Genomic DNA, 17,501 nt, shown 5'->3' on the forward strand with positions numbered 1-17,501 from the left:
AGCGATGTCATGACCATCAAGAATTTGATCTTCAAGCGCCTGCCGCATCTGTCGCGATTTGCCCTCCGCAACGATGGCTATGTGACCCTCGAGGCGATGATCGTGCTGCCGGCACTGGTGCTGATCTTCACCGGCTGCTGGGTGTATTTCGACGTGTTCCGCCAGCAGGGTGTGAACCAAAAGGCCAACTACGTGATCGGCGACATGTTGTCGCGCGAGACGGACGAGGTCGACGCGACCTACATCGACAACAGCTACAACCTGCTCAAGGTGCTGACCCGCACTGGCGACGGCACCTATTCCGAAGAGCAGGTGTCGGAGATCTCGACCGAGGACACCTATCCGACCGACCTGCGGATCACCGTGGTGAGCTACAAGTCGGCCAACAGCAAATACTCGGTCGAATGGTCCGAGGCGCGCGGCGACCCCGAGCCGCTGACCGACTCGGACGTGCAGGACTATAGCGACCGGCTTCCGGTGCTGGCCGATGGCGCGCAGGTGATCATCGTCGAGACATGGGACGACTATTACCCGCTATTCCGGGTCGGCCTCGATGCCTTCACCATCCGCGCCTACAGCTTCACCCAGCCGCGCTATGCGCCGCAGCTTCTCTTTGCCGGTGAAGAAGGCGAGAACAACGGTTGGGGCAATGGCGATCAGGACGCTCCGGGCGGATCGCTGTGCAACAACAATGCAGAGAACGCCACCGACTGCGACAACTCGGATGGCTCTTACAACAACGAACCGACGTCGGGCCTCGACTCCTAAGGCCCGCCTACCCCACCCTCACCCATGGGAACGCCCGCCGCATCACGCGGCGGGCGTTTCGCTTTGCAAAGACCGCGGGAGCGCCGGTGTCCTGCCCGCGCTCCTGACTTCGAACCGCGGCAGTCCAGACAGAAAAAAGGCCGCGGCAGGTGCCGCGGCCTCAATCTTGAACCTGCCCTAAACCTGCGCCTCAGGGCTTAGACCTCGGGAGGGAGCTCTCCCTCGCGGCGCATGATCATCACCGAGAGGATATCGGCCATGGGCTTGGTGTCGCGCGCAGCGGTAACGCCGCCCACCGCGACCCGCTTGCCGGTGCGCCACCAGAGGCCCGGCAGCCATGCGCGCTGACCCGCCTCTTTCAGCGTGAGGGCAAAGCCATTCGACGGTTTCATCGCAAAGGCACCGCGGTCGACCTTGGCGACGTTTTCGATCCGCGCGATCACCGCGCCGGAACTGTCGGTCAGCGCCTCTTCGGTCAGCAGCAGCTCGCGCGAAGTGACCCGCCACATGATCTGCGCCACCCACAGGGCCGCGACACCGAGCACGATCAGGAACACCAGCCAGATCACCGCCGCCGGAGGCTGCGTCACCGCGAGATAAATCAACAGCAAGCCCAGCCCGGCCAGCGTGCCGACGCCGATCAGCCGCCGCGGCATGGTCGCCGAGGCGCGCGCGAGGATCTTGTCGTCGTGAGTGTCTTCCATGGGGTCTCCCTGCCTGTCTCCCTGCCCCGGATGCTGCGGATCCGGCCAGCCTCAGTCGCGCCGCGGATCGCGCGGGTAGACCCCGAGGATCTCGACGTTTTCTGTGAAATAATCCAGCTCATCCAGCGCCCGCTGCACCGCCGGATCATCGGGATGCCCCTCGATATCCGCGTAGAACTGCGTGGCGGTGAACGAGCCGCCAACCATGTAGCTTTCGAGCTTGGTCATGTTGACGCCATTGGTGGCGAAACCGCCCATCGCCTTGTAGAGCGCGGCGGGAATGTTGCGCACTTGGAACACGAAGGTGGTGATCATCCCATGATCGCCCCGAGGCGCGTGATTCGCTTGCGGCGACATCACCAAAAAGCGGGTGGTGTTGTTGCTCTGGTCCTCGATATGGCGCGCCAGAACGTCGAGACCGTAGATTTCGCCCGCCAGTTCCGAGGCGAGCGCGGCGATCTCGGGCTTGCCCATCTCGGCCACCTGCCGCGCCGAGCCCGCGGTGTCGGCACCGGTCAGCCGCTTGATGCCATGCTCGCTGAGGAAGCTGCGGCACTGACCCAGCAGCACCGTGTGGCTCATCGCCTTCTCGACCTTCTCCAGCGGCGTGCCGGGCATGGCCAGAAGGTTGATATGCACCCGCACAAAGGCTTCGTCGATGATGTGCAGACCCGAATGCGGCAGCAGCGAATGGATGTCGGCAACCCGCCCGTAGGTGGAGTTCTCGACCGGCAGCATGGCCAGATCCGCCTCGCCGCTGCGCACCGCCTCGATGGCGTCTTCGAAGGTGCGGCACGGCAGTGCCTCCATGTCCGGACGGGCGTCGCGGCAGGCCTGATGCGAATAGGCGCCAAGCTCTCCCTGGAAGGCAATGCGGTTGGTCATGTCAGTCTCGCGTCGTTTTAGAAACACTTGAGCCTTGTGGGCATTTGGTCGCGGCTACTATACCTTGCCAGAGGCCAAGGGAAGCCGTAGACCACTTTGCGACGGTTATCTTTCGACGCCCGGACCTGGGGAGGACACGCGAGACATGTTTGATACCATGACCTTGACCAAGATAGTGGGCGGCGTCTGCGGCACGTTCCTGATCTTTCTGCTCGGCGGATGGGTCGGCGAAAGCCTGTACCACGTCGGCGGCAGCCACGGCGAGGAAGTCGCCTCCTATGTGATCGAGGTCGAAGAGAGCGGCGGCGGCGGCGCAGAGGAAGAGGTCGACTTCGAGACGCTCATGGCCTCGGCGGACGCAGGCAAAGGCGAGCGGGTCTTCGGCAAATGCCGCGCCTGCCACAAGATCGATGGCAGCAACGCCACCGGCCCGCATCTGGACGGCGTCGTGGGCCGCGAGATCGACGCGGTGGACGGCTTCAGCTACTCCGGCGCGCTTGAGCAGGTCGGTGAGGTCTGGACCCCCGAGAACCTGTTCCACTTCCTCGAGAACCCTAAGGGTGTGGCGCCCGGCACCGCGATGTCCTTCGCTGGCCTGAAGAGCGCAGAGGACCGGGTGAACCTGATCGCCTATCTGGACTCGCTGGGCGGCTGAGCCGGACAGCCACGCTGAAACACGCTGAATTTCAAAGGCCACGGCAGCGCGCCGTGGCCTTTTTCGTTTTTCCCGCCTGCCCAGGCCAGAGGGGGCTCTGCCCCCGGCCGCTGCGCGGCCTCCCCCGGGATATTTTCGCCAAGAGGAAGAGGCAGATGAGCGCGGACCTGTGCGAACCCACAGGCACCCTCGCGCCGAAATCGCGGGCGCTCACGTAAACTCCAGCAAGTTCGGCTTGAATGTGGTCACACCAGACCCTTAGCTTACATCAAGCGACACATCTCATGTCGCACAGAACAGGGGAGACCTCATGATCCGGACGACGCGCCCTGCCGCGGCCGCCACACGCAGCCTCGATCCGACCGCCTTCCGCCCCCTTCTTGGCGCGCTGACCGCGCTGGGGATTGCCCTTGCCGCCCAAGCCGGCTGGGCGCAGGAGGCCAGCCCCGAGAAGGTCGAAGCCGCCGCCACCAGCGAGGCATCCGATCAGCAGATCATCACCTCCCACGGCTATTCCTACTTCGGCAATCTCGACTACCCGGCCGATTTCGACCATTTCGATTTTGCCAATGCCGACGCCCCCAAGGGCGGCGAGATCGTGCTTGGAGCCTCGGGCACCTTCGACAGCATGAACCCCTACTCTCGCAAGGGCCGCGCGGGCGCGCTGACCACACTGCAATATGACAGCCTGATCGAAAGCGCCGAGGATTCCGTCGGCCAGTATTACGGCCTGCTCGCAGAGAGCCTCGAATACCCCGAGGACAAATCGTGGGTGATCTTCCACATCCGGCCCGAGGCGAAATTCTGGGACGGCACGCCGGTCACCGCCGAGGACGTGGTCTATTCCCACAAGCTTTTCATCACGCAGGGCCTGCCGTCTTATGCCGCCGCCGTGGGCGAGATGGTGACAGACGCCGAGGCGCTGGACGAGCGCACGGTGAAATTCACTTTCAACACCGAGTTGACCAAGCGTTCGCGGATCGAGACCGTGGGTGCCACACCGGTATTCAAAAAGGCTTGGTTCGAGGAAGACCCGGAGAAGCGTCGCCTTGACGAGCCGCGTATGGAAGTCGCCGTCGGCTCTGGTCCCTATAAGCTCGACAGCTACGAGGTGAACCGCCGCATCGTCTACAAGCTGCGCGACGATTACTGGGGCAAGGACATCCCCTTCAACAAGGGTCGGCACAACTACGGCACGGTGCGCGTGGAATATTTCGCAGACCAGACCGCGTCTTTCGAGGCGTTCAAGGCGGGCGAGTATACCTTCCGGGTGGAAAGCGATCCGCGTCTCTGGGCCACCGCCTATGATTTCCCGCGCATCCAGCAGGGCACGGTGAAGAAGGAAGAGATCGCCGACGGCAGCCCGCCCAACCCCACCGGGTTCGTCTTCAACCTCGCCAAGCCGCAGCTCAAGGACAAGAACGTGCGCGAAGCGATCTCGCTGGCGTTCAACTTCGAATGGACCAACGAGAGCCTGCGCTACGGGCTCTACAGCCCGCGCTCGTCCTTCGTCGAGGGCACGCCGGTCGAGGCCAAGGGCCTGCCCGAAGGCAAGGAGCTTGAGTTCCTGCAATCGCTCGGCGACGTGGTGCCCGAGGATCTCTACACCACCGACGTGTGGACGATGCACGAGAGCGACCCAGAGGATCTGATCAGCCGCCGCACCCGCCGCGAGGCGACGCGCCTGCTGCAGGAGGCGGGCTGGACCGTGGGTGAGGACGGGCTGGCGCGCAACGAAGCGGGCAAGACGCTCGATCTTGCGATGATCATCCCGTCGAACATCGAAAGCTCGGTCGAAGCGATGCACGAGACCTATGTGCAGAACCTGCGCGCGATCGGCGTCAACGCCAGCTACGAGAAGGTCGATCCGTCGCAATACACGCTGCGCCAGCGCGAGCGCGATTACGACATGATCTATTCGAGCCGCTATGGCGCCTTCCTGTCGACGGGTGGCGGGCTGAGCCAGATGTATGGCTCGCGCGAGGCCGAGTTCTCGCTGTTCAACCCCGCAGGCCTTGCCAGCCCGCTGGTCGATGCGATCATCGCCGCCAGCTTCGAGGCCGGCAGTCAGGAAGAAACCGACGTGGCGCTGATGGCGCTCGACCGCGCGCTGCGCTACGAGTTCTTCATCGTGCCAGACGGCTATATCGCGGACTATTGGGTCGCCTATTACGACATGTATGAACATCCCGAGACCATCCCGCCCTACGATCTGGGCTATCTCAGCCTGTGGTGGGTGAACCCCGACAAGGAAAAGGCCCTCAAAGAGGCCGGCGTGCTGAACTGATATGGGCGCCTATATTCTTCGCCGACTACTGCTCATCATCCCCACGCTGCTGGGGATCATGATCATCAACTTTGCGCTGGTGCAATTTGTGCCCGGCGGCCCGATCGAACAGATCATCGCCCAGATCGAAGGTCAGGGCGATGTCTTCGGCGGCTTCTCGGGCGGCAATGGCGGCGCGCCCGACACCGGCATGAACGACATGGGCGCTGGCATGGGCGGCGGCGGCAACGAGAAATACGTTGGCGCCCGCGGCCTGCCGCCGGAATTCATCGAGAGCCTCGAAAAGGAGTTCGGCTTCGACAAGCCGCCGCTGCAGCGCTTCCTCGACATGATGTGGAACTACATGCGGCTCGACTTCGGCGAGAGCTACTTCCGCTCGATCTCGGTGATCGATCTGGTGCTGGAGAAAATGCCGGTGTCGATCTCGCTCGGGCTCTGGTCGACGATCATCGCCTATATCGTCTCGATCCCGCTCGGCATCCGCAAGGCGGTCAAGGACGGCAGCAGCTTTGACACATGGACCTCCGGCGTGATCATCGTGGCCTACGCCATTCCCGGGTTCCTGTTCGCGATCCTGCTGCTCGTGCTTTTTGCGGGCGGCTCGTTCTGGCAGATCTTCCCGCTGCGGGGGCTGACCTCGGACAATTGGGAGATGATGAGTTGGCCGATGAAGATCGCCGATTACTTCTGGCACATCGCGCTGCCGGTGATCGCCTCGACGATCTCGGCCTTTGCCACGCTGACACTGCTGACCAAGAACTCCTTCCTCGACGAGATCAAGAAGCACTACGTGATGACCGCCCGCGCCAAGGGTCTGACCGAGAGCCGCGTGCTCTATGGCCATATCTTCCGCAACGCCATGCTGATCGTCATCGCGGGCTTCCCGGCGGTGTTCATCGGCGTCTTCTTCTCGGGCTCGCTGATCATCGAGACCATCTTCTCGCTCGACGGGCTTGGGCGGCTCGGCTTCGAGGCAGCGGTGGCGCGGGATTACCCGGTGATCTTCGGCACGCTCTTCATCTTCGGCCTCATCGGTCTCGTTGTCGGGATCATCTCGGACATGATGTACGTTCTTGTCGATCCGCGCATCGACTTCGAAAAGCGGGAGGGCTGAGATGAGCTTTGAGCCCGATCCCCGCCTGCCCGACGCGAACGGCATCCGCCCGCAGCCCGAGCCCGCCGCGCCTGTGGCGCCGCAGCCGAAACCCGGCCGCTTTGCCCTGTCGCCGCTGAACCAGCGGCGCTGGCGCAACTTCAAGCGCAACCGCCGCGCCTTCTGGTCGCTGTGGATTTTCATCCTGCTGTTCGGCCTGTCGCTGTTCGCCGAGTTCATCGCCAACGACAAGCCGATCCTCGTCAGCTATCGCGGCGATCTGCGCATGCCGATCTTCAACTTCTATCCCGAGACGGCCTTTGGCGGCGACTTCCGCACCGAGGCTGCCTATCGCGATCCCGAGGTGCAGTGCCTCATCCGCACCGGCGGACTGGAGGAATGTTTCGACGACCCCGAGGGGCTGATCGAAACAGTCGACGGCGGCGGCACGCCCGAGGGCGATTTCGTCAAGGGCTGGAGCATCTGGCCGCCGATCCCCTACACGTTCAACACTCCCGTCGACCGCCCCGGCGCAGCCCCCCTGCCCCCGAACGGGCAGAACCTGCTGGGCACCGACGATACCAAACGCGACGTGCTGGCGCGGGTGATCTATGGCTTCCGCCTGTCGATCCTGTTTACGCTGGTGGTCACCGTGGTCTCGTCGATCATCGGGGTCATCGCGGGGGCGCTGCAGGGCTTCTTTGGCGGCTGGCTCGACCTCATCTTCCAGCGGCTGATCGAGATATGGTCGGCGACGCCATCGCTTTACGTGATCATCATCCTGTTCGCCATTCTGGGCCGAAGTTTCTGGCTATTGGTGTTTCTCACCGTGCTCTTCGGCTGGACCGCGCTGGTGGGCGTGGTGCGCGCCGAGTTCCTGCGCGCGCGCAACCTGGAATATGTGCGCGCCGCTAAGGCGCTGGGGGTCAGCAACTGGACCATCATGTTCCGCCACATGCTGCCCAACGCCATGGTGGCGACGCTGACCATGCTGCCCTTCATCGTCACCGGCACGATCAGCACCCTCGCCGGGCTCGACTTCCTCGGCTTCGGCCTGCCCTCCTCGGCACCGTCGCTGGGCGAGCTGACGCTGCAGGCCAAGCAGAACCTGCAGGCACCGTGGCTGGCCTTCACCGCCTTCACCGTCTTCGCCCTGATGCTGTCGCTGCTGGTCTTCATCTTCGAAGGCGTGCGCGACGCGTTTGACCCCAGAAAGACCTTCTCATGAGCGACAATATCCTCGAGGTCCGCGACCTGAAGGTCAGCTTCACCCAAGACGGCAAGCGCAGCCTTGCTGTCAAAGGCGTTAGCTTCGACATCCCGCGCGGCGAGACCGTGGCGCTGGTGGGCGAGTCTGGCTCCGGCAAGTCGGTCACCGCGCTCTCGACCGTTTCGCTGCTTGGGGACGCGGCACATGTCGAGGGGTCGGTGCGCTACAACGATCAGGAGATGATCGGCGCCGATCTCAAACGCCTCCGCAAAGTGCGCGGCAATGACATCAGCTTCATCTTCCAGGAGCCGATGACCTCGCTCAACCCGTTGCATACGCTGGAAAAGCAGCTGGGTGAGAGCCTTGCGCTGCACCAGGGGCTGACCGGCGACAAGGCGCGCGAGCGCATTCTCGATCTGCTCAACAAGGTCGGCATCCGCGACCCCGAAAGCCGCCTTTCCGCCTATCCGCACCAGCTTTCGGGCGGGCAGCGGCAGCGGGTGATGATCGCCATGGCGCTGGCCAACGGACCCGACCTGCTGATCGCCGATGAGCCGACCACGGCGCTTGACGTGACCATTCAGGCGCAAATCCTCGAGCTCTTGGCGGACCTCAAGACGGCCGAGCAGATGAGCCTGCTGTTCATCACCCACGACCTCAACATCGTGCGCAAATTCGCCGACCGGGTCTGCGTGATGAAAGACGGCGAGATCGTCGAGCACGGCCCCACCGCCGAGCTTTTCGCCAACCCGCAGCACCCCTATACGCTCAAGCTCATCTCGGCCGAGAGCACCGGCATCCCCCGCCCCGTAGAGGCGGGCGCGAAAGAGGTGGCGCGGGCCGACAACCTGAAGATCTGGTTCCCCATCCAGAAGGGCTTTCTGAAAAAGACCGTCGGCTATGTAAAGGCGGTCAACGACGCGTCGTTCTCGGTGCGCGCGGGCGAGACCGTGGGCATCGTCGGCGAGTCTGGCTCGGGCAAGACGACGCTGGCGCTGGCGATCATGCGGCTCATCCAGTCGCAGGGCGGCATCACCTTCGACGGGCGCGACGTGCGCGACCTCGCGACCCGGCAGCTGCGCAAGCTGCGCTCGGAGATGCAGATCGTCTTTCAGGACCCCTTCGGCTCGCTCAGCCCGCGCATGACGTGCGAGCAGATCATCGCCGAAGGGCTTGGCGTGCACGGCTCTCCCGATGGGCGGCCCGCGAAAGAGGTGGTGGCGGCGATCATGGCCGAGGTCGGGCTCGACCCGGCCACCATGCACCGCTACCCGCATGAGTTTTCCGGCGGTCAGCGCCAGCGCATCGCCATCGCCCGCGCCATGGTGCTGCGGCCCAAGCTGGTGGTGCTGGACGAGCCGACCTCGGCGCTCGACATGACGGTGCAGGTGCAGATCGTCGAACTGCTGCGCGAGTTGCAGCGCAAATACGATCTGGCCTATCTCTTCATCAGCCACGACCTGAAGGTGGTGCGCGCGATGAGCCACAAGGTCATCGTGATGAAGCAGGGCGACGTGGTGGAAATGGGCGACGCGGAGGAGATTTTCACCGCGCCTAAGACCGAGTACACCCAGAAACTGTTCAACGCGGCCTTCGAACTGGCGGGATAGCGCTGGCAAAAGGTTGCCCGGGGCGACCAGCCCCGGGCCGCGCCCGACCCTCCCTCGGGAGGGCGCATTTGCGATGTGGCGCACCACTCGGCCCTCGTGCGGGCCGACGCGATAAAGCGCTTTGCTTAACCGCTGGACTGCGCCCACCCGAGGGTCAGGCGCGGCCCTATGCACGACCTCAGATCGCCGAACTGTGGCCCGCCTTCGACAGTTCGTAAGCGTCGAAGCTGCGCGCCACCATGCGGGTCAGCGGGCGCGCGCCCATGGGGACAAAGAGCCCGTCCTCGGTGATCTCCAGCAGGCCATCGAACCGCGCGTTGGCGGCGCGATACATCTCGGCCAGCCCGCCCTCTTCCGCGCCATAGTCGCGCACCAGTTCTTCTGTCCGGATGCGGAAGTCGCACATCAGCATCTCGATCATCCGCGAGCGCAGCTTGTCCTCGCCACGGAACGTGTGGCCCCGCGTGGTCGAGAAGCGTCCCTCGCGGATCGCCGACACATGCACCGAGGTGGCGGGCGCATTCTGCGCAAAGCCCTGCGGGAAGCGCGAAATCGACGAGGCACCAACGCCGATCAGCACTTCCGACGTATCGTCGGTGTAGCCTTGGAAGTTGCGCCGCAGTTTGCCGGTCTTGCGCGCGATGGCCAGCCCGTCGTCGGGCACGGCGAAATGGTCGATGCCGATCTCGTCGTAACCATCCCATGCGAAAAGCTGCCGCGCGGTCTCGAAGAGGTCCAGCCGCTCATCCGGCGTCGGCAGCGCGTCCGAGGGGATCATCTGCTGGCGCTTGGCCATCCACGGCACATGCGCATAACCGTAAAGCGCCACGCGGTCCGGTCCGAGCGACAGCAGCTTTTGCACCGACTCGGTGATCTTGGTCTTCGACTGATGCGGCAACCCGTAGAGGATATCTGCGTTGAGGCTGGCGACGCCGCGCTCTCGGATTATCTCGATGGCGCGGCGGGTGACGTCATAGCCCTGCTCGCGCCCAATGGTCTGTTGAATCTCGGGATCGAAATCCTGCACCCCGATAGACGCGCGATTCATGCCGCCTGCGGCCAGCACGGCGAGCCGTTCGCCGTCGATCTCATTTGGGTCGATCTCGACCGAGAACTCGGCGTGTTCGGCAAACTCCGCGACCTCGCCGATCTTGTCGATCAGCGCGCGCATGAGGTCCGGCGTCAGCAGCGTCGGCGTGCCCCCACCCCAATGCAGACGTGAAAGTTTCACGCCGCGCGGCAACTGCCGTTTCAGCAGCTCAAGCTCGGCTTTCAGCGTCTCGACGTAGCTTTCCACCGGCCCCAGCGTGGCGGTGCCCTGCGTGCGGCAGGCGCAAAACCAGCAGAGCCTGCGACAGAAAGGCACGTGCAGGTAGAGTGAGATCGTGCCATTTTCCGGCACGCTTCCGATCCATTCGGCAAATCGATCCGGCGTCACATCCCCCGAGAAATGAGGGGCCGTCGGATAGCTGGTGTAACGGGGCACCTTGGCGTCGAAGAGGCCGAGTCGGGAGAGTTGTGTTCGCGTAATCATACGCGTAGGCTTACAAATATTCCCCTCCGCGAGACTTTGACGCAGATCAATAATTTGGAACCGGTATGCTGAACGAGAAAAGCCTCGCAGTCTCTCCTGATTGTAACGACTGTCCGATTCGCCATCGCGCCGTCTGTGCGCGCTGCGAGACGGACGAGCTCGAGCGGCTGGAAGAGATCAAGTATTACCGCAAGTTCGAAGCCGGGCAGACGGTGATCTGGTCCGGCGACCGGATGGAATTCGTCGGATCCGTGGTTTCGGGAATCGCCACGCTGACCCAAACGATGGAAGACGGGCGCACGCAAATGGTCGGCCTTTTATTGCCGTCCGATTTCGTTGGGCGCCCGGGGCGGTCCTCGGCTGCCTATGATGTGGTCGCCACCACCGATCTGGTGATGTGCTGCTTCCGCAAAACTCCCTTCGAAGAGATGATGACCCGCACGCCGCATATCGCGCAGCGCCTGCTGGAAATGACGCTGGACGAGCTTGATGCCGCGCGCGAATGGATGCTGGTGCTTGGCCGCAAAACCGCGCGCGAAAAGATCGCCTCGCTGCTGTCGATCATCGCCCGCCGCGATGCCTCGATCAACATGCGCGACGTCGGCGATCAGCTCGCCTTTGACCTGCCGCTCACCCGTGAGGCCATGGCCGATTACCTCGGCCTGACGCTGGAGACGGTGAGCCGCCAGATCTCGGCCCTGAAAAAAGAGGGCGTGATCGAACTTCAGGGCAAGCGCCATGTGACCATTCCGGACATGGGGCGCCTGCTCGAAGAAGCCGGGGACGATGCGGACGGCGGCGTCTTCGCCTGATCAGCTGCCCTCGAACACCGGCTCGAAGCCGCCCCACATCATCCGCTTGCCGTCAAAAGGCATGGACATCATCTCCTGCCATCGCTCGTCGCTTTCGAACGAGCCAAAGCAGCGGTCGGCGGTCTCCTTGTCGGGCCAAACCATCCAGCTAAAAACCACCGCCTCGCCCTCTTTGCGTTTCACCGCCATGGGAAAAGAGGTGTGCTCGCCGTCGGGCACATCGGCCCCCCAGCATTCGCGCATCTCGGTGGCACCATATTCCTTGAACAGCGTCCACGCCTTGCGGGCGCTCTCGATATAGGCCGCCTTGTTTTCCTGCGGCACCGGGGTGAGAAAGCCGGAAACATACGTCATGGGACATCTCTCTGTTGCGTGTGACCAGAGTAGGCGCATAATTAAGTTGATATCAACGTGAATGGAAAGATGAGCCAGAAACTGCCGATGACCAGCACGCTTGAGGTGCGTGACCGTTGCCTCTGCTTTCGCGCTCAGCGCGCGGCGCGGGCGCTGGGGCGGCGCTTCGATGCGGCGCTGAAACCGGTGGGGCTGACCAACGGGCAGTTCTCGATTCTGATGTCGCTGAACCGCCCCGAGCCGCCGCGCATATCCGATCTCGCGCCCTTCCTTGCCATGGACCGCACCACGCTGACCGCCGCGCTCAAGGTGCTGGAACGGCGCGGGCTGGTGGTGTTCGCGCTTGAGCCGGGCGACAAGCGCAACAAGCTGCTGCGTCTGAGCGATGCGGGCCATGCGCTGCTGATGCGCGCGCTGCCGCTCTGGAGGCAGGAGCATGACGCCGTCGATGCCGCGCTTGGCGAGATCGACCTAGACGCGTTGAAGGCGGCGCTGCTGAAGCTCGGCGAGGTCTGAGCCCACAGGCACAGAACGACCAAGTCTCCACAAGAAAAGAGCGGGCCCTCCCAGACCCGCTCTCCGGCGGCAGAGCCGCCTTCCGATCCCCCACGCAGAAGCCTCTTCTCCTTGGCCTCAATGCGCGAGGAAGACCGGTACCTCAGCCAGTTCCAGCATGTTGCGCGTGGCGCCCCCAAGGATCGCCTCGCGGAAGCGGGAATGGCCATATGCCCCCATCACCACCATATCGGCATCCACATCCTGCACGTGGCGGTTCAGGATGTCCGAGATGCGCGGCATCGTCTTGGTCAGCACGTCGATCTCGGCGTTGACGCCGTGGCGCGACAGATATTGCGACAGCATGCCGCCCGGGTCCGACCGGTTCGGGCCGTGCTGCGGCGGGTCGATGACCACCACATGAACCGTATCGGCGGATTGGAGGATCGGCATCGCCGCCCGCACCGAGCGCAGCGCTTCGGCGCTTTCGTTCCAGCCCAGCACCACGCGCTTGGGCTTGCTCGAAGGATTGATCGCCTGCGGCACCACCAGCACCGGGGCCTGACCTTCGAAAAGACCGCCCTCGACGATCGGCTCAAGCTCGACGCCGCGCTCTTTGCCGTAGGGCTTGGGCAGCACGACCATGTCGGCAAAGCGCGCCCGTCCGGCCACGTGACGTCCGATGTCGGCCAGTTGCGCCACGCCTTCCTCGATCGACCAGCGGCCCTCGATCTGGCCCAGCCGCACGCGCGCGGCGTTGGCAAGCTCTGCCGCATCCTTGGAGGCCCGGTCGAGCGTTTCCTGAAGAATGATCGCGTCGGCCCCGGCGTAGTAATAGCCGGTCTGGGTGCGATCCACGCCGAAGGCCAGAACCTCGAGATGGGCATCCCAGCACGCCGCAACGGCGGCTGCATGGTCGATGGTCGAATTCAGCAAGGATTCGTCCGTTACAACCGTAAGTATTGTTTTGTAGCCCATGTTCGTCTCCTTGGTATTGTCCGGAGAGCCGGATGGCGGCACTCTACCCCCGAGAGGCAATTCTCAGAATGACTTAAGGCAAGACTTCGCAGCCAAAGCCTTGATGCAGATCAAGGTTGGGCGGGGCCATTCACTTCACAACCCCGTCAGTCAAACCGCTCGCGCGGTCAACGAATCGTGCGAGTCAGACGAAGGGACGAACGATGCTGAATTATATCAAGCTCATCGTGCTGGGGGTCGTCGCAGTCTTTGCGCTGGTGGCCGCCAACTACGCACGAGATGTGGCTTACATGGTCAATGCGCTGACCATTTTCCTCATCGCGGCCGGTCTTTTCCTTTGGACCCTCCGCAATACCGACGAGCCGGTCCCCGCCAAGGTGCGGGAACTGAGTTATATGGATGATGTGGTGCGCGCTGGCGTGATTGCAACCGCCTTCTGGGGCGTAATCGGCTTTGCGGCAGGTGTTTTCATCGCCGCGCAGCTGGCGTTCCCCGCGCTCAACTTCGAATGGGCGCAGGGCCACATGAATTTCGGGCGGCTGCGGCCGCTGCACACTTCGGCGGTGATTTTTGCCTTTGGCGGCAACGCGCTGATCTGCACATCGTTCTATGTCGTTCAGCGCACCTCGGCGGCGCGCCTCTGGGGCGGCAACCTCGCGTGGTGGGTGTTCTGGGGCTACCAGCTGTTCATCGTTCTGGCGGCCACCGGCTACATCCTCGGCGCCACCCAGTCGAAGGAATACGCCGAGCCTGAATGGTACGTTGATTGGCTGCTGACCATCGTCTGGGTTGCCTATCTGCTGGTTTTCGTCGGCACGATCATCAAGCGCAAGGAACCCCACATCTATGTGGCGAACTGGTTCTACCTGAGCTTCATCATCACCGTCGCCATGCTGCACATCGTCAACAACCTGAGCATCCCCGTGTCGATCTGGGGCTCCAAGTCGGTGCAGGTGTTCTCGGGTGTGCAGGACGCGATGACGCAATGGTGGTACGGCCACAACGCCGTGGGCTTCTTCCTGACCGCCGGCTTCCTTGGCATGATGTATTACTTCGTGCCCAAGCAGGCCGAGCGCCCGGTGTTCAGCTACAAGCTGTCGATCGTGCACTTCTGGGCACTGATCTTCATCTACATCTGGGCCGGTCCGCACCACCTGCATTACACCGCCCTGCCCGACTGGGCCTCGACCCTTGGCATGGTGTTCTCGATCATCCTGTGGATGCCCAGCTGGGGCGGCATGATCAACGGCCTGATGACCCTCTCGGGGGCATGGGACAAGCTGCGCACCGACCCGATCATGCGCATGCTGGTGATCTCCATCGGCTTCTACGGCATGTCGACCTTCGAAGGCCCGATGATGTCGATCCGCGCGGTGAACTCGCTGTCGCATTACACCGACTGGACCATCGGCCACGTGCACTCCGGCGCGCTTGGCTGGAACGGCATGATCACCTTCGGCGCGCTCTACTTCCTGACGCCGAAACTGTGGAACCGTGAGCGTCTCTACAGCCTCAGCCTCGTCAGCTGGCACTTCTGGCTCGCCACCATCGGCATCGTGCTCTACGCCGCGTCGATGTGGGTCACGGGCATCATGGAAGGCCTGATGTGGCGCGAGGTGGATGCCAACGGCTTCCTCGTCAACAGCTTCGCCGACACCGTGTCTGCCAAGTTCCCGATGTATGTGGTGCGTGCCCTTGGCGGCCTGCTCTACATCTCCGGCGCGATTATCATGTGCTACAACCTGTGGATGACCGTTAAGCGGGCTCCGGCCATCGAGGCCGAGGCTGCCACGGCGCATGCCACTCCGGCCGAATAAGGAGGGCCGAAGATGAGCATTCTCGACAAACACGGGATCCTTGAGAAGAACGTAACCCTGCTGGCCATCTTCGCCTTTCTGGTGGTGACCATCGGCGGGCTGGTGCAGATCGTGCCGCTGTTCTACCTGGAAAACACCATCGAAGACGTAGAGGGTATGCGCCCCTACACCCCGCTGGAACTGGCCGGGCGCGACATCTACATCCGCGAGGGCTGCTATGTCTGCCACAGCCAGATGATCCGCCCGATGCGCGACGAGGTGGAACGCTACGGCCACTACAGCCTCGCGGCGGAATCGCAGTACGACCACCCGTTCCAATGGGGCTCGAAGCGGACGGGGCCCGACCTCGCCCGCGTCGGCGGCCGCTATTCGGATGAGTGGCACGTGGATCACCTGACCGACCCGCAGTCGGTGGTGCCCGAGTCCGTCATGCCCAAATATGGCTTCCTCTCGCACCGTCTGGTCGAGGGCGAGCACATGGGCGAGCTGATGGAAACGCACCGCATGGTCGGCGTGCCCTACACCGAAGAGATGATCGCCAGTGCCTCGGCCGACTTCCGCGTCCAGCACGATCCCTTCGGCGATATCGACGGGCTGATGGAGCGCTACGGCGAGACGGTGAACATCCGCAACTTCGACGGCGAGCCGGGCATCTCTGAGATGGATGCGCTGGTGGCCTACCTGCAGATGCTCGGCACGCTGGTCGATTTCTCGACCTTCACGCCCGACGCAAGCCGGTAAGGGGGACGCAATGGACACCTATTCCGCCCTGCGCCACTTCGCCGACAGCTGGGGCCTTCTGGCGATGTTCGTCTTCTTCGTGGGCATGCTGATCTGGCTTTTCCGGCCCGGCAGCAAGCACTCGCACGACAACGCCGCCAGCATCCCGCTGCGCAATGACGACGCTCCGGCCGCCGCGCGCGCGCCCGAAGCACCCGCCCAGAATTGAGGAGGCGAGGATCATGAGCGACAACAAAGACACCAAGAGAGACGATCTCGACTACGAAACGACCGGCCATTCCTGGGACGGCATCGAAGAGTACAACAAGCCTCTGCCGAAATGGTGGCTGATGGTCTTCTACGCCTGCATCGTCTGGGGCGTCGGCTACACCATCGCCTACCCCGCATGGCCGGGCGTACGCTCGGCCACGGCGGGCCTGCTGGGCTATTCGACGCGCGGTGCCGTTGCCGAGGAGATCGCCGAGCAGGAAGCCAAGCTCGCACCGATCAACGAGGAGCTTGCATCGGTCGAACTGACAGCGATCGCCGAGAGCCCCGAGCTGAACAGCTACGCGCAGAACGCCGGGGCCGCTGTGTTCCGCACATGGTGCGCGCAGTGCCACGGCTCGGGCGCGGCGGGCGCGGTGGGCTATCCCAACCTGCTGGACGACGACTGGCTCTGGGGCGGCTCGATCGAGGACATCCACTTCACGGTGACCCACGGCATCCGCAACGAGGATGATCCCGACGCGCGCTATTCGGAAATGCCCGCCTTTGGGCGCGATGGGCTGCTCGACCGCGAACAGGTCTCGGCTGTGGCGAACTACGTGATGACCCTGTCGGGCGAAGAGCCGCAGAACGCCGAGGCGGTCTCTGAAGGCGAGACGCTGTTCATGGACAACTGCTCGGCCTGTCACGCAGAGGATGGCACCGGCGACCGCTTCCAGGGTGCGCCGAACCTGACCGACGCGATCTGGCTCTATGGCGGTGATTACGAGACCATCTATGAGACGGTCTACAACGCCCGCTTCGGCGTCATGCCGAACTGGAACGCCCGTCTGTCCGAGGCGGAAATTCGCGCCGTGGCCAGCTACGTGCACGGGCTTGGCGGCGGCGAAGCCTCCGAGCAATAACCCTTAACGCGAAAACCTCCGGACCCGATGGCCCGGAGGCAGAACGCCGCACCCCGTCCTGTTCGCGCGTTTCCGGGGGGCGGCGTTCTTTTTGTGCGGTTTTTGTTGGGCAGGCCTCGTCCAAGCGAATTAACCCTCGCAATGTGTGACAACGCCCATTCCGCTCTTGGCAGGCCGAAATTTTGCACCGATCATCCGCAGCAGACCAAATCTTTGTTTTTTGACCCGCCGAGGTGCAATTTTCGCCTCGGGCAACACATCATGCGCCATACGCGACAGTTCCGAAGAGGGCGGCATATTTTCCATTCGCGCCGCTGTCATGAAAGTTTTTGAGTAGATTCCTAGCATTTTCATTCTCCTGATCACCGTGCTCTTGCCCCTCTCATATTGACCAAAGGGCAATTTCAGGCCAGTCAGGAACAATTCAGACATGTAAGATTGATTGA

The 17,501-nt window shown here is 63.2% G+C and carries 18 protein-coding genes; 12 read left to right on the forward strand and 6 right to left on the reverse strand.

Translation table 11 applies throughout. The features are described 5' to 3' along the window. Window positions 1-9: 9 nt before the first annotated feature. Entirely contained in the window at window positions 10-768 is a 759-nt protein-coding gene (locus AYJ57_RS04210; protein ID WP_066101653.1) for a TadE/TadG family type IV pilus assembly protein, read from the forward strand. A gap of 197 nt (window positions 769-965) precedes the next feature. On the opposite strand, the gene AYJ57_RS04215 is transcribed toward AYJ57_RS04210, so the two are convergent. Further along, window positions 966-1,472 (reverse strand): hypothetical protein, encoded by a 507-nt coding sequence (locus AYJ57_RS04215; protein ID WP_066101655.1) that lies wholly within the window; start codon window positions 1,470-1,472, stop codon window positions 966-968. A gap of 51 nt (window positions 1,473-1,523) precedes the next feature. Then, window positions 1,524-2,357, reverse strand: a complete 834-nt coding sequence (locus AYJ57_RS04220; protein ID WP_066101658.1) for a prephenate dehydratase — start codon at window positions 2,355-2,357, stop codon at window positions 1,524-1,526. 145 nt (window positions 2,358-2,502) lie between these two features. On the opposite strand from AYJ57_RS04220, the gene AYJ57_RS04225 reads away from it, so the two are divergent. The 5 genes from AYJ57_RS04225 to AYJ57_RS04245 all read left to right on the forward strand — a co-directional run bounded on the left by AYJ57_RS04225 (window position 2,503) and on the right by AYJ57_RS04245 (window position 9,212). After that, on the forward strand, window positions 2,503-3,012 hold the full coding sequence (locus AYJ57_RS04225; RefSeq protein ID WP_066101662.1) for a c-type cytochrome: 510 nt from the start codon (window positions 2,503-2,505) through the stop codon (window positions 3,010-3,012). A gap of 310 nt (window positions 3,013-3,322) precedes the next feature. After that, entirely contained in the window at window positions 3,323-5,299 is a 1,977-nt protein-coding gene (locus tag AYJ57_RS04230; protein ID WP_066101665.1) for an extracellular solute-binding protein, read from the forward strand. Window position 5,300: 1 nt separating this feature from the next. Further along, complete coding sequence (locus AYJ57_RS04235) at window positions 5,301-6,413, forward strand: microcin C ABC transporter permease YejB (RefSeq protein ID WP_066101668.1); 1,113 nt, start codon at window positions 5,301-5,303, stop codon at window positions 6,411-6,413. A gap of 1 nt (window position 6,414) precedes the next feature. Next, entirely contained in the window at window positions 6,415-7,620 is a 1,206-nt protein-coding gene (locus AYJ57_RS04240; RefSeq protein ID WP_083191144.1) for an ABC transporter permease, read from the forward strand. Next, window positions 7,617-9,212, forward strand: coding sequence for an ABC transporter ATP-binding protein (locus AYJ57_RS04245; protein ID WP_066101672.1), 1,596 nt, complete (start codon window positions 7,617-7,619; stop codon window positions 9,210-9,212). Before AYJ57_RS04240 ends, AYJ57_RS04245 begins: the two co-directional genes overlap by 4 nt. 178 nt (window positions 9,213-9,390) lie before the next feature. On the opposite strand, the gene hemN is transcribed toward AYJ57_RS04245, so the two are convergent. Then, window positions 9,391-10,746, reverse strand: a complete 1,356-nt coding sequence (hemN, locus tag AYJ57_RS04250; RefSeq protein ID WP_066101675.1) for an oxygen-independent coproporphyrinogen III oxidase — start codon at window positions 10,744-10,746, stop codon at window positions 9,391-9,393. 65 nt (window positions 10,747-10,811) lie between these two features. Here hemN and fnrL point away from each other — a divergent pair, with 65 nt between their 5' ends. Further along, window positions 10,812-11,558 (forward strand): transcriptional regulator FnrL, encoded by a 747-nt coding sequence (gene fnrL / locus AYJ57_RS04255; protein ID WP_066101677.1) that lies wholly within the window; start codon window positions 10,812-10,814, stop codon window positions 11,556-11,558. Here fnrL and AYJ57_RS04260 read toward each other — a convergent pair whose 3' ends face one another. Next, window positions 11,559-11,912, reverse strand: a complete 354-nt coding sequence (locus tag AYJ57_RS04260) for a DUF1428 domain-containing protein (RefSeq protein ID WP_066101680.1) — start codon at window positions 11,910-11,912, stop codon at window positions 11,559-11,561. It abuts the gene before it with no gap. A 69-nt stretch (window positions 11,913-11,981) separates the two neighbouring features. On the opposite strand from AYJ57_RS04260, the gene AYJ57_RS04265 reads away from it, so the two are divergent. Beyond that, window positions 11,982-12,428 (forward strand): MarR family winged helix-turn-helix transcriptional regulator, encoded by a 447-nt coding sequence (locus AYJ57_RS04265; protein ID WP_066101683.1) that lies wholly within the window; start codon window positions 11,982-11,984, stop codon window positions 12,426-12,428. A gap of 117 nt (window positions 12,429-12,545) precedes the next feature. Here AYJ57_RS04265 and AYJ57_RS04270 read toward each other — a convergent pair whose 3' ends face one another. After that, complete coding sequence (locus AYJ57_RS04270; protein WP_066101686.1) at window positions 12,546-13,385, reverse strand: universal stress protein; 840 nt, start codon at window positions 13,383-13,385, stop codon at window positions 12,546-12,548. Window positions 13,386-13,588: 203 nt separating this feature from the next. On the opposite strand from AYJ57_RS04270, the gene ccoN reads away from it, so the two are divergent. From ccoN to ccoP, 4 genes are read left to right on the forward strand one after another with little or no spacing between them, the layout of a single operon-like run. Further along, on the forward strand, window positions 13,589-15,202 hold the full coding sequence (ccoN, locus tag AYJ57_RS04275; protein WP_066101687.1) for a cytochrome-c oxidase, cbb3-type subunit I: 1,614 nt from the start codon (window positions 13,589-13,591) through the stop codon (window positions 15,200-15,202). Window positions 15,203-15,214: 12 nt separating this feature from the next. Then, the gene (ccoO, locus tag AYJ57_RS04280) at window positions 15,215-15,943 is read left to right on the forward strand and encodes a cytochrome-c oxidase, cbb3-type subunit II (RefSeq protein ID WP_066101690.1); all 729 of its coding nucleotides are present in this window, start codon (window positions 15,215-15,217) and stop codon (window positions 15,941-15,943) included. Window positions 15,944-15,953: 10 nt separating this feature from the next. Beyond that, on the forward strand, window positions 15,954-16,151 hold the full coding sequence (locus tag AYJ57_RS04285; protein ID WP_066101693.1) for a CcoQ/FixQ family Cbb3-type cytochrome c oxidase assembly chaperone: 198 nt from the start codon (window positions 15,954-15,956) through the stop codon (window positions 16,149-16,151). 13 nt (window positions 16,152-16,164) lie between these two features. Further along, window positions 16,165-17,055: a cytochrome-c oxidase, cbb3-type subunit III gene (ccoP, locus tag AYJ57_RS04290; protein ID WP_066101695.1), complete on the forward strand. Its 891-nt coding sequence runs from the start codon at window positions 16,165-16,167 to the stop codon at window positions 17,053-17,055. A 129-nt stretch (window positions 17,056-17,184) separates the two neighbouring features. On the opposite strand, the gene AYJ57_RS25830 is transcribed toward ccoP, so the two are convergent. Beyond that, window positions 17,185-17,487, reverse strand: a complete 303-nt coding sequence (locus AYJ57_RS25830; protein WP_157373959.1) for a hypothetical protein — start codon at window positions 17,485-17,487, stop codon at window positions 17,185-17,187. Window positions 17,488-17,501: the final 14 nt, after the last annotated feature.

The organism is Salipiger sp. CCB-MM3, assembly GCF_001687105.1.
GTDB lineage: Bacteria > Pseudomonadota > Alphaproteobacteria > Rhodobacterales > Rhodobacteraceae > Salipiger.

Coding starts and splice junctions, on each gene's coding strand:
- ccoO (WP_066101690.1), top strand. CDS start 15,215: ATGAGCATTCTCGACAAACACGGGATCCTTGAGAAGAACGTAACCCTG.
- AYJ57_RS04225 (WP_066101662.1), top strand. CDS start 2,503: ATGTTTGATACCATGACCTTGACCAAGATAGTGGGCGGCGTCTGCGGC.
- ccoN (WP_066101687.1), top strand. CDS start 13,589: ATGCTGAATTATATCAAGCTCATCGTGCTGGGGGTCGTCGCAGTCTTT.
- AYJ57_RS25830 (WP_157373959.1), bottom strand. CDS start 17,487: ATGTCTGAATTGTTCCTGACTGGCCTGAAATTGCCCTTTGGTCAATAT.
- AYJ57_RS04210 (WP_066101653.1), top strand. CDS start 10: ATGACCATCAAGAATTTGATCTTCAAGCGCCTGCCGCATCTGTCGCGA.
- AYJ57_RS04260 (WP_066101680.1), bottom strand. CDS start 11,912: ATGACGTATGTTTCCGGCTTTCTCACCCCGGTGCCGCAGGAAAACAAG.
- AYJ57_RS04235 (WP_066101668.1), top strand. CDS start 5,301: ATGGGCGCCTATATTCTTCGCCGACTACTGCTCATCATCCCCACGCTG.
- AYJ57_RS04285 (WP_066101693.1), top strand. CDS start 15,954: ATGGACACCTATTCCGCCCTGCGCCACTTCGCCGACAGCTGGGGCCTT.
- fnrL (WP_066101677.1), top strand. CDS start 10,812: ATGCTGAACGAGAAAAGCCTCGCAGTCTCTCCTGATTGTAACGACTGT.
- AYJ57_RS04230 (WP_066101665.1), top strand. CDS start 3,323: ATGATCCGGACGACGCGCCCTGCCGCGGCCGCCACACGCAGCCTCGAT.
- ccoP (WP_066101695.1), top strand. CDS start 16,165: ATGAGCGACAACAAAGACACCAAGAGAGACGATCTCGACTACGAAACG.
- hemN (WP_066101675.1), bottom strand. CDS start 10,746: ATGATTACGCGAACACAACTCTCCCGACTCGGCCTCTTCGACGCCAAG.
- AYJ57_RS04245 (WP_066101672.1), top strand. CDS start 7,617: ATGAGCGACAATATCCTCGAGGTCCGCGACCTGAAGGTCAGCTTCACC.
- AYJ57_RS04270 (WP_066101686.1), bottom strand. CDS start 13,385: ATGGGCTACAAAACAATACTTACGGTTGTAACGGACGAATCCTTGCTG.
- AYJ57_RS04240 (WP_083191144.1), top strand. CDS start 6,415: ATGAGCTTTGAGCCCGATCCCCGCCTGCCCGACGCGAACGGCATCCGC.
- AYJ57_RS04220 (WP_066101658.1), bottom strand. CDS start 2,357: ATGACCAACCGCATTGCCTTCCAGGGAGAGCTTGGCGCCTATTCGCAT.
- AYJ57_RS04215 (WP_066101655.1), bottom strand. CDS start 1,472: ATGGAAGACACTCACGACGACAAGATCCTCGCGCGCGCCTCGGCGACC.
- AYJ57_RS04265 (WP_066101683.1), top strand. CDS start 11,982: ATGAGCCAGAAACTGCCGATGACCAGCACGCTTGAGGTGCGTGACCGT.